The organism is Paraburkholderia tropica (genome assembly GCF_900109265.1).
In the GTDB taxonomy this organism is placed as follows: Bacteria; Pseudomonadota; Gammaproteobacteria; order Burkholderiales; family Burkholderiaceae; genus Paraburkholderia; species Paraburkholderia tropica.
In genome coordinates, this window is sequence record NZ_FNZM01000006.1 from 1 (window position 1) to 12893 (window position 12893).

Here is a 12893-nt window from a genome sequence, read left to right on the forward strand (position 1 = left end):
TTGCCGTTAATCATGCCGCCGAGTTGCGACTGCACCATCGTCGGCGAGTTGTTCAGGATCGCGCCGCGCTGCTGTACGTCGAACCGGTTGTAGGTGTTGACCGAGACGCCAGCGCCGGACGGACGGTTGATGTTGACCTGTTCAATACCGTTCGGCGTCTGGATGACGTTGGGTGCGTGTGCGCCGCCGCCCGCAATCTGTGCGCTGGACAGTGCCGGCATGGCCAGCGCGAGCGCCGCGAACGCAAGCTGCCTTAGCGTGAAAAGCACGCGAGACGAAGCGCTATGCGCGCGCGTCTGTCCACTTTTCTTGCCCGCCCCCGTGGCAGTTTCCTCGACGGCAACGAGCATCCCCCGCGTCCGGTTGAATACGAGTCGATAGCGTGTCTTGTTCACTTTTAGTTATTCGCCCAGCTAATTTGTGCGATCCGTAAATTAGCTGCGCACTCGCGCCGGTCGATGTCGCATCGCGCGAGAAACAACGGTTTTCGGCAAATCGAACTTTTCTGATTGCCCACCGTTTTGAGATCGGCTTAGCTCTCAGTCAGCGTCATTACGCGTCGCCGGATTGATGTCGCGAGCAGGCAAAAGACTGCGCGCGGCCTCCTCTCATCGAATCCCATCCGATTCCCCCGCATCACCCCATCCAACAAAGTAACCGCCTAAAAATAATTTGACAGGTTACACATCCTCGCCCACAATGAAACCGCCAATTCGACGTTTTACCGGTTTCACAACCTGACACCCACCGGAGCCCCGACATGTCCGCCACTGCATCGACCGCCGCATTGCCCACATATCCCGCCGTCGCACTGAAAACCGTCGAAGCCGACGGCGTACAGGTTTTCTATCGCGAAGCCGGTCCTGCCGAGGCGCCCGTGATCGTGCTGCTGCACGGCTATCCGTCGTCGTCGCATATGTTCCGGCACCTGATCCCGCGCCTCGCCGCGCGCTATCGCGTGATCGCGCCCGACCTGCCGGGTTTCGGCTTCACGCAGGTGCCAGAGGCCCGCGACTATCGCTATTCGTTCGACGCGCTCGCGGCCACCACGGCGGCTTTCGTCGATACGCTCGGCCTCGAACGCTACGCGCTCTACGTGTTCGATTACGGCGCGCCGGTCGGCCTGCGCCTTGCGCTGAAATATCCGGAGCGCGTGAGTGCGCTGGTTTCGCAAAACGGCAACGCCTACGAGGAAGGTCTCGGGGACGCCTGGGATCCGATCCGCCGCTACTGGGCCGATCCGAGCGCCGCGAACCGCCAGGTCGTCGCCGACGCCGTGCTGAATCTCGAAGGCACGCGCTGGCAATACGTGCACGGCGTGGCCGATCCGTCGACCGTCGAGCCGGAGGCGTATTACCTCGACGCCCTGCTGCTGGAGCGTCCGGGCAACAAGGTCATCCAGCTCGATCTGCTCCTCGATTACGCGTCGAACCTGAAGCTTTATCCGCGCTTTCAGGCGTTTTTCCGCGAATACACGCCGCCCACGCTCGCGATCTGGGGCAAGCACGATCCGTTCTTCATTCCGCCGGGCGCGCAGGCGTATCGCCGCGATAATCCGAACGCGGTCGTGACGATGCTCGACACCGGCCACTTCGCGCTCGAAACCCATGTGGACGAAATCGCGGCGGGCATCGGCGAGTTGATGGAGCGGGCGCGGGTGTAACCCGATAATTTAACTAAAAACGGTTACAATCCACACGAAGCGCACGAAGGAGGAAGCGGATATGGACGCAGCATCAGCGCACGGCAGCGACGCGCACGACCACGGCGAAGTCGATTTTCTCGGCGGCCATCCGGCGCTCGACGCGCTCAATACGGTGCAGCTCGTCGACGGCGAGTTGATCGACAACTGGCAAAGCGACGCCGACGTGGCCGCCTGGCTCGCGCGCCACGATCTCGCCGCCGCCGCGAAAAAACCGCGTCTCAAGGCGCATGCGCTGCTCGAAGCGGCGCGCGATCTGCGCGAAACGGCGCGCGCGCTGATCGACGCGCGGCGCGCGGGCGAGCCGCTCGATCCGCGCGCGCTCAACCGTTTCCTGGCGCACGCGCCGCGCACGCTGGAGCTGGTCGTCGACGAAAGCGGCGAACCGCGCCTTGTCGAGCGCCATGCGCACGGCACGCCCGAGCAGGTGCTCGCGCCTCTGAGCGCGGCGGTGGCGCAACTCGTCTGCGAGGCCGATTTCGCGCTCGTGAAGCAGTGCGAGAACCCCGAATGCGTGCTGCACTTTCTCGATCGCACGAAATCGCACCGGCGGCGCTGGTGCAGCATGGCGATGTGCGGCAACCGCGCGAAGGTTGCCGCGTTCCGCCGCCGCCAGCAATAACGCGGGCAGCGAGGCCGATCCGGCGCAAACGCGAATCGGCCGCGCCCAGCAGAGATCGACGTTTCGGGCTAACCTTGCGCCATTGCCGCGGCGTCGAGCCATCGTCTCATGCGCACGCCGCAGGCTGCCACTCGTTCATCTCGTCCATTTCCCGGAATCGCCATGACACAAGCGCTTCAAATCGACTTCATTTCCGACATCGCCTGCCCGTGGTGCGCGATCGGCCTCAGCTCGCTGCAACGCGCGCTCGCCAATCTCGGCGATTCCGTCGAGGCCCGCATGACCGTCCATCCGTTCGAACTGAACCCCGACATGGGGCCGGACGGCGAATCCATCGTCGAGTATCTCGGCAAGAAGTACGGCCGCACGCCCGAGCAGATCGCCGAGACTCAGGAAGCGATCCGCGAGCGCGGCGAGAGCGTCGGTTTCACGTTCGGTCCGCGCACGCGCATCTACAACACCTTCGACGCGCATCGCCTGCTCTACTGGGCGCGTCTGGAAGGCCGGCAGGTGTCGCTCAAGATGGCGCTGCTGCGCGCCTATCACGGCGAAGGCCAGGACATGAGCGATCACGCGGTGCTGGTGGCCGTCGCGCAATCGGTCGGGCTCGACGCCGGAAAGGCGCGCGAGGTGCTCGAAACCGGCGCGTATGCCGACGAAGTGCGCGGCGAGGAACAGCAGGTGCAGGCGATGGGCATCCAGTCGGTGCCGGCCATCGTGTTCAACGAGCAGTATCTGATCAGCGGCGGTCAGCCGGTGGAAACCTTCGAAAACGCGATCCGGCAGATCCTCGCCGAAGCGGCGAAAGAGGCTTGAGCCATCTGTCGATGCCCGTCTGATGGCCGCCTGAACCCGCTCCAGGCCCGGCGCCGCGAGATCCGCGCGCCGGGCCTGCGTCTTTTCCCGTCCCCGCCCGGTCCGGCGCGATCGCGGACCATTCCAGCCAATGCCAGCCGATTCCGCCCGTTTCAGCACGCCGGAACCGTCCACCCGCGCGCATCCGGTAAAATTGCGCGACGCGCGACTTTCCGTCGCCGCCTGATCCATCCTGCAGCGCGCCCGCCCGCGCCGCGCGCTGCCCACGCCTTAGGGCGCGAGACCCCGTATGACGAAATCACCCACCGCCACGCCCTTCAGCGAGCTTGCGCTCGCGCCCGCCACGCTCGAGAACCTCGCGCGCCTCGGCTACGTCGAGATGACGCCGATCCAGGCCGCCAGCCTGCCGCTCGCGCTCGCCGGCCACGACCTGATCGCCCAGGCGAAAACGGGCAGCGGCAAGACCGCCGCGTTCGCGCTCGCGCTGCTCGCCCGTCTCGACGTGCGCCGCCTCGACGTGCAAACCGCCGTGCTCTGCCCGACGCGCGAACTCGCCGACCAGGTGACGCAGGAAATCCGCCGCCTCGCGCGCGCGGAAGAAAACGTCAAGGTGCTCACGCTGTGCGGCGGCACGCCCATGCGTCCGCAAACCGCGAGCCTCGAACACGGCGCGCACATCGTCGTCGGCACGCCGGGCCGCATCATGGATCACCTCGAACGCGGCAGCCTCGACCTGAGCGCGCTCAACACGCTCGTGCTCGACGAAGCGGACCGCATGCTCGACATGGGTTTCTTCGACGACATCGCCAAGGTCGCGCGTCAGTGCCCGAAGGAGCGCCAGACGCTGCTGTTTTCGGCCACCTATCCGGAAGGCATCGCGAAGCTGAGCCAACAGTTCCTTCGTAATCCGAAGGAAGTCAAGCTCGAAGAACATCACGACGACAGCAAGATCCGCCAGCGCTTCTACGAAGTGACCGAAGACGAGCGTCTGCATGCCGTCGGGATGCTGCTCAACCACTTCCGCCCGGTCAGCACCATCGCGTTCTGCAACACCAAACAGCAATGCCGCGACCTGCTCGACGTGCTGCGCGCGCAGGGCTTTCACGCGCTCGCGCTGCATGGCGAACTCGACCAGCGCGATCGCGATCAGGTGCTGATCCAGTTCGCGAACCGTAGCTGCTCCGTGCTCGTGGCGACCGACGTGGCCGCGCGCGGTCTCGACATTGCCCAGCTCGAAGCGGTCATCAACGTCGACGTGACGCCCGATCCCGAGGTCTACGTGCACCGTATCGGCCGCACGGGCCGCGCCGATCAGGACGGCTGGGCGCTGAGCCTGTCGAGCATGAACGAAATGGGTCGCGTGGGCGGCATCGAGCAGGCGCTCAAGCGCGAAGTCGAATGGCATCCGCTCGCCGAACTCAAGCCCGCCAGCGACGCGCCGCTGCTGCCGCCGATGGAAACCGTGCAGATTCTGGGCGGCCGCAAGGAAAAGATCCGCCCCGGCGACGTGCTGGGCGCACTCACCGGCGAAGCGGGCTTCACGGGCGCGCAGATCGGCAAGATCAACGTGACCGATTTTTCGACCTATGTAGCCGTGGAGCGCAGCGTCGCGCGCGACGCCGTGCGCAAGCTCAACGCCGGCAAGGTGAAGGGCAAGAAGGTCCGCGCGCGTCTGATGGACGAGTGACGTAACAGCCCTGGCGGCGGCCCGCGTGCAACGCGCGGCGCCCCGCCTCGCGCGATCGCCGATGGTACGATGCGCAGCACTGTCTGCGAATCCGGAACTCACATGGCGCGCGAAAATTTCAGCGATCTCCTGGCCTTTCTCGCCGTTGCGCGCGAACGCAGTTTCACGCGTGCGGCCGCGCAACTGGGTGTGTCGCAATCGGCGCTGAGCCACACGATCCGCGCGCTCGAAACGCGGCTCGGCCTGCGCCTGCTCACGCGCACGACGCGCAGCGTCTCCACCACCGAAGCGGGCGAACGCCTGTTTCAATCGCTCTCGCCGCGCTTCGAACAGATCGACGCCGAACTCGCCGCGCTCGCCGACCTGCGCGACAAACCGGCCGGCACGATCCGCCTTACCGCGACCGATCATTGCGTCGATACGGTGATCTGGCCGAAGCTCAAGCAATTCCTGCCGCAGTATCCCGACATCAAACTCGAAATCAACGTGGATTACGGTCTGCGCGATATCGTGGCCGAACGCTACGACATCGGCGTGCGTGGCGGCGACCAGGTCGCGAAGGACATGATCGCCGTGCGTATCGCGCCCGATCTGAAGATGGCGATCGTCGGCTCGCCCGACTACCTCGCGAAACGCAAGGCGCCGAAGTCGCCGCAGGATCTGCTCAAACACGACTGCATCACGCTGCGCCTCACGAGCGCGGGCGGTCTCTATGCGTGGGAACTGGGCCGTGACGGCGAGGCGCTTTCCGTGCGTGTGGACGGCCAGCTCACCTTCAACACCGTGCCGCAGATGCTCAACGCGGCGCTCGCGGGCCTCGGCCTCGCGTTCATTCCGCAAGACGTGACGCTGCCGTACGTGCGCGCGGGCGCGCTCAAAAGCGTCCTCAAAGACTGGTGCCCGGAATTTCCGGGCTACCACGCGTTCTATCCGAGCCGCCGCCAGTCGTCGCGCGCGCTCGGTCTCGTGATCGATGCGCTGCGTTATCGCTGCTAAGCGGCGGGCACGGATGCGCATTCAGACGCGCATTCCGCAACGTATTCAGACGAGCTTGCGGCCTTCGACTGGATAACCCGGATCGGTATAACCCGGCGTCGAGGCGTGACCCGGCGGCACCAGGCTGTCGATGAAGCGTTCGTCGTCGGCGTCCAGTTTGAAATCGAGCGCCGCCCGATAGCTGTCCCAGTGCGCCTCCGTGCGCGGCCCCGCAATCGCCGAACTCACGCAGCGGTTGTTGAGCACCCACGCGAGCGCGAACGCGATGCTGTTCGTGCCGCGCTCGGCCGCATGCTTCGCGATCTGCTGCGCGATATGCAGCGACTCCGGCCGCCACTCGGTCTGCTGGATACGGCGATCGCCCCGGCCCACGCGGCTGTCGGCGGGCGGCGGCGTATCGACGGCATATTTGGCCGTCAGCACGCCGCGCGCGAGCGGGCTGTATGGCACCACGCCCAGGCCGTAATGCGCGGCGGCGGGCAACTGCTCGACCTCGGCCGCGCGATCGACGATGTTGTAAAGCGGCTCGCTCGCCACCGGACGATCGATACCGAGTTGATCGGCGAGACGCACGACTTCGGCAATGCGCCAGCCGCGGAAATTCGACAGCCCGAAATAGCGCACCTTGCCCTGGCGGATCAGATCGGCCACGGCGCGCACGCCTTCTTCGAGCGGCAGATCCGGCAGCGCGCGATGGAAATACAGCACGTCGATATAGTCGGTGCCGAGGCGCTTGAGGCTCGCCTCGACCGTTTGAAAGATCCACTTGCGCGATTGTCCCTGCTGATTCGGTCCCTGTGCCGGACCCGCCGGAAAACCGAACTTGGTGGCGACGACCCAGTCGTCGCGGCGCGCGGCAATGGCGCGACCAACGATCTCTTCCGAGCGGCCCGCGTGATACACGTCCGCCGTATCGATGAAATTGATGCCCTGATCGAAGGCTTTGTCGATGATGCGCACCGACGTCGCCTCGTCGGTTTCGCCACCGAACATCATGGCGCCCAGACACAACGGCGACACCTTCAATCCACTGCGGCCCAGATTTCGATAATCCATTCGCTTTTGCTCCAAGGTTGCTGCGCGTCCCGTCGACGGCGTAATCGCCTATTAGAAAGCGTGGCGGCGATGAAATAAATACCGACTCACGGCATGGCTTTATGAATGCGATTCATCAATAGACTGACGCGGACTTCGCGCGCCGCGAAACCAATCCGCCCGCGATTCATGAATGGTGTTCATAACGGCATGCGCCCGGACGGGCTCAATAAAAACGATCGGATCTGATAGAAATATCGCGTTTGCGCCCTCCCCAGCCCAGGATATCGATCATGCAGAAAACGCCCTCTCTCGCCGACATGCAAGCCGTCGCGCCCGCTTTCGCGCGCTACACGTCGGAGACCGTGCTCAACGGCTTGTGGAAGCGCCCGCAACTCACACCGCGCGAACGCAGCATCGTCACCTACGCGGCGCTCGTCGCGCGCAATCAGGTGATCGAACAGCCGCGCCATTTGCGGCTCGCGCTCGATAACGGCGTGACGCCCGCCGAAATCGCGGAGATCGTCACCCATCTCGCGTTCTATGCGGGCTGGGCGAACGCGAGCGCGGCCGTGGCCGCGGCGCTGCCCGTATTCGAGGAGCGCGGGATCGGCGCCAGCCATCTCGCCGACGCCGCGCGCGAACCGTTGCCGCTCGACGAAGCCGCCGAAGCGCAACGCGCCACGCTCGTCTCGCAACTGTTCGACGACGTCGCGCCCGGCGTCGTGCAATACACCACCGACGCGCTTTTTCGCGACCTCTGGCTGCGCCCCGGCCTCGTGCCGCGCGAGCGCAGCCTCGTCACCGTGACGGCGCTGGTGGCCAACGGTCAGGCCGCGCAGATCACCTACCATCTGAATCGCGCGATGGACAACGGTCTCACGAAAGCGCAAGCCTCGGAAACGCTGACGCAACTCGCGTTCTATTCGGGCTGGCCGAACGTGTTCTCGGCGATGCCTGTATTCAAGGAAGTGTTCGAACGACGCGGCTTGTAATTTATTCCGGCATCCTGATTAATTTTACGCAGCGAGTCATGCGTTCTGATTACGTCATGCGCGGCTCGCCATCGAAAAGCATTTTCGCTTCCTTCACAACGGACTTCCATTCCCTCTTCCCGCTGCCCGTCCAATAGCGCAGAATGGTCTGCAAACGCGTCACGGCGATTTCATGCCTGAAAACAAGGCATGAAATCGCGGCGCGTCCCACATTCTGGGCGAATCGCCTCCCTCGGCCCGCGCCGAACCGCCCAGGGCTCACGCAGACCACACAGGAGGAGACACGATGGACAACAAGGTGCTGACGCCCGCGAGCGCAGCCGCGGCCACCACGCGCGCGAATTTCCGCTGGCGCGTGCTCATCTGGCTGCTGATCGGCGGCATCATCAATTATCTCGACCGCGCCAATCTGGCCATCGCCGCGCCCGGCATGATTCACGATCTGGGCCTCACGCGCACGCAGATCGGTCTGCTCGGCACGGTGTTCGCGTGGACTTACGCGGTCATGCAATTGCCCGCGGGCTGGATCATCGACCGCTTCGGCGCGAAGCGCGCCTACGCGGTCGGCATGATCTGGTGGAGCGTGGCGACGTGGCTCACGGGCGTGGTCGGCTCCATCGCGGGGCTTGTGGTGATGCGCGTGCTGCTCGCCGTGGGCGAAGCGCCGTGCTGGCCCACGTCCGCGAAAATCACCGCCGCCTGGTTTCCCGCCAAGGAACGCGGCTTCGCGACCGGCATCTGGGACTCGTCGTCGAAATGGGGCCCGGCGCTTGCGCCCGCAGTGCTCGTCGCACTGATGATCGCGTTCGGCTGGCGCTCGCTCTTTCACGTGACCGGCGCGATCGGCATCGTGTTCGCCGGGCTGTTCCTGCTGCTCTATCGCAATCCGATGCAGAGCAAGCGGCTCTCGCGCGAAGAGTTCGCCTATATCGAAGCGGGCGGCGGCGGCCACGAGCAATCGCTCGCGAACGCGCCCATCAAATGGCGCTCGCTGTTCGCATCGCAAAGCGTTTGGGGCATGATACTCGGCTACTTCTGCGCGATCTGGCTGTGGAATCTCTTCCTCGTGTTCCTGCCGCTTTATCTGCTCGACCGCTTTCATATCACGCTGGTGCAACTCGGCCTTTACGCGAGCATTCCTTGGTTCGGCGGCGCGGTGGGCGAGATCGTGGCGGGCTTCGTCGCCAGCAGGCTCGTCGATGGCGGCCTCGCCACGCCGATCGTCGCCAAGCGTCTGATGATCGTCGTGACCTCGCTCGGCGCGGCCGTTTGCGCGGTGGCGTTGCCGTTCGTGGACAGCATCGGCGCCACCGTCACGCTGATGACGCTCGGCCTCGCCTGCATCGCGGCGACCATCGGCAACGCGTGGGCGCTCGCGGGCGACATCGCGCCGAATTCGATGATCGCCTCGGTCAGCGCAATCCAGAATTTCGGCGGCTATTTCGGCGGCGCGTTCTCGCCGGTCGTGGCGGGTTTCATCGTCGATCGCACGGGTTCGTATCTGCTGGCCTTCGTGATCGGCGGCGTGATCGCGGGCTGCGCCGCGCTGTTCTACTGGTTCATGGCGCGACGCGCGATCGTGGAGACGCGCGCCGTTTGAGGCCCGGAAACAAGGCACAAAACAGCATTCAAGGCGCGGCCGTCACCGCGCCTTCCTGCTCCAGCGCGGCAATCTGCGCCGCGTCGTAACCCAGCTCGCCGAGCACGTCGCGCGTGTGTTCGCCGTAGAGCGGCGCGGGCCGCGCGTGCGTGGTCGGCGACTGCGAAAAATGGATCGGCAAGCCGATGCCCGACATTTTCCCGGCCAGCGCATGCTCGGTCTCGACGATCATGCCGCGCGCCATCGCCTGCTCGTGCGCGGCGGCTTCCGGCACGCTGAGCACCGGCCCGCACGGCAAACCGATTTCATCGAAGGTCGCGAGCCACTGCGCGGTGCTGCGTTCGCGCAGGCGCGCGCTCAAGATCGCCACCAGATCGGCCCGATGAGCGAGACGGCCCGCGTTGGTGGCGAAGCGCGCGTCGTCGGCGAGACCGGGAATCGCCAGCACGGATACCAGGCGCTCGTAATTGCTCTGATTCGCCGCGCCGATGTTGATCCAGCCGTCGCGCGTTTCGAACGCCTGATACGGCGCGCTGGTCGGATTGGCCGAGCCCGCTTTCTGCAGCACCGTGCCGTCGGCGAAATAATTCGCGAACGCCCAGTACATCTGCTGCAAGCCCGCTTCGAACAGCGACGTGTCCACCATCTGCCCGAGGCCGGTCACCTGCCGCCCCGCATAGGCCGCGCAAATGCCCAGCGCCGCGAGTATGCCCGCGTTGATATCGGTGACGGGCGAGCCCGCCTTGATCGGCGCCTGCCCCGGCTCGCCGGTCATGCTCATGAGCCCGCTCATGCCCTGTGCGATGAGGTCGAAGCCGCCCTTGTCCGCATACGGGCCGCTGCGGCCATAACCCGAAATCGCGCAGTAAATCAGGCCAGGATTGTCGGCCTTGAGCGTGTCGTAGCCCATGCCGAGTTTCTCCATCGTGCCGCGACGATAGTTTTCGGTGACCACGTCGGCGTCCGCGAGCAGACGGCGCAGCACCGCGCGCCCGCCGTCGGTCTTGAGGTTGAGCGCGATACCCCGCTTGCCGCGATTGACCATCATGAACGACGCCGATTCGCCGCTCGCGAGGATCGGCGCGAAACGGCGGCAATCGTCGCCGCCCGGCATCTTCTCGACCTTGATGACTTCCGCACCCATGTCGGCGAGCATCATGCCGCACACCGGCCCCGACATGATGTGCGCGAGTTCGATCACCTTCATGCCCGCGAGCGGTCCTGCGCCCTGCTTCATCGGCGCTGCGTGCTCCTCAACGTTCATCTCAGCGTCCCTTGAATTGCGGCGTCGACTTTGCGAGAAACGCCTGGTAGCCAATGCGGAAGTCCTCGGTGCCGAAGCACGCAAAGCCTTCGTCGCGTTCCGCTTCGCTGAGCGGCGCCGGGTTGCGCGCGCGGCGCACGAACTGCTTGTGCCAGCGCGCGACCAATGGCGCGCCGCCCGCGATGCGCCGCGCGGTGTCGAGCGCGTGCGCGCTCACCTCGGCGTCGGGCACGACGCGCGTGACGAGGCCTTTGGCGAGCGCTTCGCGCGCGTCGAGAATGCGGCCTTCGAGCAGGATCTCCAGCGCGACGGCCTCGCCCGCGAGACGCAGCAGCGCGTTGAGTTCCGCATGCGCCATCACGAGACCGAGGTTCTTGATCGGCGCGCCGAAACGGCTCGATTCTCCGCAGATCCGCAGATCGCAGAGCGCGGCCAGTTCCAGCCCGCCGCCCACGCAGATGCCGTGAATCATCGCGACCACGGGCACGGGACACGCATCGATCAGATTCAGCGTGCGATGCATGAGCGCGCCGTATTCGCGCGCCTGTTCGACGTTCGAGCGGTCGGTGGCGAATTCGCCGATATCGTTGCCCGGCGAAAACGCTTTTTCGCCCGCGCCGCGCAGCACGATGCAGCGCAGCGACGCATCGGCGGACAGCGTCTCGAAGGTATCGCCCAGCGTGCGCCAGAGCGTGCGCGTCAGTGCGTTGAGCTTCGCGGGCCGGTCGATCGTGACGATGGCGATGGCGTCGTCGCGCTCGTCCCGATCGACGCGGATGCGGCCGTTCACCGCTTCATGAGTGGCTTCATCATTCATCATGACTCCTCCTGATTGCGCAGGCATCGCACCTTACGCCGCGGTATGCGCATGCGCGCCGTCGGCGGAACGCGAGGCGCTGTCGAGCGCGCGATCCGGACGCATCGTGAACGACAGCACGATGCCCGCCGCCATGATCGCCATCGACACCGTGAACGGCAGATTCCAGTTGCCCGTGCGGTCGATCAGCCAGCCGCCCACCACCGGGCTCACGATGGCCGCCGCCGCCGAGCCCGTGTTCATGATGCCGCTCGCGGTGCCCGCATGCTTCGGCGCGATGTCCATCGGCACGGCCCACATCGGCCCGATCGTCATTTCGTTGAAGAAGAAGCCGCCGCTCAGGCACAGCGCGGCGAGCGTGACCGTCACGTTCTGCACGAACAGGATCGGCGCGAGCGACAGCAGCGTGAGGAACATGCATACGCCCACCATCACGTTGCGCGCGAGACGCAGATTCTGGCTTTTCTTGAGGATGCGATCGGTCACCGACCCGCCGATCCAGTCGCCCAGCACGCCCGCGAAGAACACGCCCGAGGCGAACAGCGCCGACTTGCCGAGCTGCATGTGATAGTTGTGCAGGAAGTACTGCGGAATCCAGCCGAGAAACAGCCACAGCACCCAGCCATAGCAGAAGTACACGGCAGTGACCGGCGACATGCGCGCGGCCAGGCGACGCCACGGCACCGGTTCGCGTTCCTTCGCGCCCGTGTAGCGTTCGAGCCCGGCGCATTCGGCTTCGGTGATACGCGGATGCGCGCGCGGATCGTCGCGGAAATACCAGATCCACAGCAGCGCCCACAGGAAACTCACCACGCCCGTGACGATGAACGCGCCGCGCCAGCCCGACATCAGCATGAGCCAGACGATCAGCGGCGGCGCGACGGCGTTGCCGATGCGCGAGGCGGCGTGCGTCGTGCCCTGCGCGAAGCCGCGCCGGTCGGCGGGCATCCAGTTCGACATCGCGCGCGTGGCGGTCGGAAAGGTTGCGCCTTCGCCGAGACCGAGCAGAAGACGCGCGACGATCATCGACGCGAAGCCGCCCGCGAGACCCGTGAGCACGGTCGCGCCCGCCCAGATCAAGGCGCATACCGCGAGCGTGCGGCGCGGGCCGAAACGGTCGCCCACCCAGCCGCCGATGATCTGGAACAGCAGGTACGGATACGCGAACGCGGAGAATACGATGCCGACTTCGGTATGCGAGAGATGCAGTTCGGCCGCGAACTGGCTCGCTGCCGTGCTCACGTTGACGCGGTCGACGTAGGTGATGAGGTACATCGCGCACAGCAAGAGCAGCACGCGTGTGGTGGCTCGGCGGAACATCGTCGTCTCCTGTTTAGTCATGGCGCGTACGCGGGGATG

General features: G+C 65.5%; 11 protein-coding genes and 1 pseudogene. 7 read left to right on the forward strand and 5 right to left on the reverse strand.

Annotated elements, in window-relative coordinates:
- A pseudogene (locus tag BMY06_RS10765) lies at positions 1-350 on the reverse strand (filamentous hemagglutinin N-terminal domain-containing protein); the annotation flags it as partial.
- A gap of 410 nt (positions 351-760) precedes the next feature.
- On the opposite strand from BMY06_RS10765, the gene BMY06_RS10770 reads away from it, so the two are divergent.
- The 5 genes from BMY06_RS10770 (at position 761) to BMY06_RS10790 (ending at position 5823) form a co-directional block, all read left to right on the forward strand.
- Entirely contained in the window at positions 761-1663 is a 903-nt protein-coding gene (locus BMY06_RS10770) for an alpha/beta fold hydrolase (RefSeq protein WP_074983037.1), read from the forward strand.
- 61 nt (positions 1664-1724) lie between these two features.
- Positions 1725-2324, forward strand: a complete 600-nt coding sequence (locus BMY06_RS10775) for a CGNR zinc finger domain-containing protein (RefSeq protein WP_074983039.1) — start codon at positions 1725-1727, stop codon at positions 2322-2324.
- A 162-nt stretch (positions 2325-2486) separates the two neighbouring features.
- Positions 2487-3140 (forward strand): DsbA family oxidoreductase, encoded by a 654-nt coding sequence (locus tag BMY06_RS10780; protein WP_074983040.1) that lies wholly within the window; start codon positions 2487-2489, stop codon positions 3138-3140.
- Between the two features lie 289 nt (positions 3141-3429).
- Entirely contained in the window at positions 3430-4827 is a 1398-nt protein-coding gene (gene dbpA, locus BMY06_RS10785) for an ATP-dependent RNA helicase DbpA (protein ID WP_065064178.1), read from the forward strand.
- 102 nt (positions 4828-4929) lie between these two features.
- Entirely contained in the window at positions 4930-5823 is an 894-nt protein-coding gene (locus BMY06_RS10790) for a LysR family transcriptional regulator (RefSeq protein ID WP_074983042.1), read from the forward strand.
- Positions 5824-5868: 45 nt separating this feature from the next.
- Here BMY06_RS10790 and BMY06_RS10795 read toward each other — a convergent pair whose 3' ends face one another.
- Positions 5869-6879, reverse strand: coding sequence for an aldo/keto reductase (locus tag BMY06_RS10795; protein WP_074983043.1), 1011 nt, complete (start codon positions 6877-6879; stop codon positions 5869-5871).
- Positions 6880-7151: 272 nt separating this feature from the next.
- Here BMY06_RS10795 and BMY06_RS10800 point away from each other — a divergent pair, with 272 nt between their 5' ends.
- Positions 7152-7853 carry a carboxymuconolactone decarboxylase family protein gene (locus BMY06_RS10800; RefSeq protein WP_074983045.1) on the forward strand — a complete coding sequence of 234 codons (702 nt, stop codon included), beginning with the start codon at positions 7152-7154 and terminating at the stop codon, positions 7851-7853.
- Positions 7854-8139: 286 nt separating this feature from the next.
- Entirely contained in the window at positions 8140-9453 is a 1314-nt protein-coding gene (locus BMY06_RS10805) for an MFS transporter (RefSeq protein WP_074983047.1), read from the forward strand.
- Between the two features lie 28 nt (positions 9454-9481).
- On the opposite strand, the gene BMY06_RS10810 is transcribed toward BMY06_RS10805, so the two are convergent.
- From BMY06_RS10810 to BMY06_RS10820, 3 genes are read right to left on the reverse strand one after another with little or no spacing between them, the layout of a single operon-like run.
- Positions 9482-10690 carry a CaiB/BaiF CoA transferase family protein gene (locus tag BMY06_RS10810; protein WP_074983353.1) on the reverse strand — a complete coding sequence of 403 codons (1209 nt, stop codon included), beginning with the start codon at positions 10688-10690 and terminating at the stop codon, positions 9482-9484.
- A 28-nt stretch (positions 10691-10718) separates the two neighbouring features.
- Entirely contained in the window at positions 10719-11534 is an 816-nt protein-coding gene (locus BMY06_RS10815; RefSeq protein ID WP_074983355.1) for an enoyl-CoA hydratase/isomerase family protein, read from the reverse strand.
- A gap of 33 nt (positions 11535-11567) precedes the next feature.
- Positions 11568-12854 carry an MFS transporter gene (locus tag BMY06_RS10820; protein WP_074983048.1) on the reverse strand — a complete coding sequence of 429 codons (1287 nt, stop codon included), beginning with the start codon at positions 12852-12854 and terminating at the stop codon, positions 11568-11570.
- Between the last annotated feature and the right edge of the window lie 39 nt (positions 12855-12893).

Bases quoted from the DNA above. Each gene is read 5' to 3' on its own strand.
- BMY06_RS10790 (WP_074983042.1), top strand. From the start codon at position 4,930: ATGGCGCGCGAAAATTTCAGCGATCTCCTGGCCTTTCTCGCCGTTGCG.
- BMY06_RS10780 (WP_074983040.1), top strand. From the start codon at position 2,487: ATGACACAAGCGCTTCAAATCGACTTCATTTCCGACATCGCCTGCCCG.
- BMY06_RS10775 (WP_074983039.1), top strand. From the start codon at position 1,725: ATGGACGCAGCATCAGCGCACGGCAGCGACGCGCACGACCACGGCGAA.
- BMY06_RS10820 (WP_074983048.1), bottom strand. From the start codon at position 12,854: ATGTTCCGCCGAGCCACCACACGCGTGCTGCTCTTGCTGTGCGCGATG.
- BMY06_RS10795 (WP_074983043.1), bottom strand. From the start codon at position 6,879: ATGGATTATCGAAATCTGGGCCGCAGTGGATTGAAGGTGTCGCCGTTG.
- BMY06_RS10800 (WP_074983045.1), top strand. From the start codon at position 7,152: ATGCAGAAAACGCCCTCTCTCGCCGACATGCAAGCCGTCGCGCCCGCT.
- BMY06_RS10805 (WP_074983047.1), top strand. From the start codon at position 8,140: ATGGACAACAAGGTGCTGACGCCCGCGAGCGCAGCCGCGGCCACCACG.
- dbpA (WP_065064178.1), top strand. From the start codon at position 3,430: ATGACGAAATCACCCACCGCCACGCCCTTCAGCGAGCTTGCGCTCGCG.
- BMY06_RS10770 (WP_074983037.1), top strand. From the start codon at position 761: ATGTCCGCCACTGCATCGACCGCCGCATTGCCCACATATCCCGCCGTC.
- BMY06_RS10815 (WP_074983355.1), bottom strand. From the start codon at position 11,534: ATGAATGATGAAGCCACTCATGAAGCGGTGAACGGCCGCATCCGCGTC.
- BMY06_RS10810 (WP_074983353.1), bottom strand. From the start codon at position 10,690: ATGAAGCAGGGCGCAGGACCGCTCGCGGGCATGAAGGTGATCGAACTC.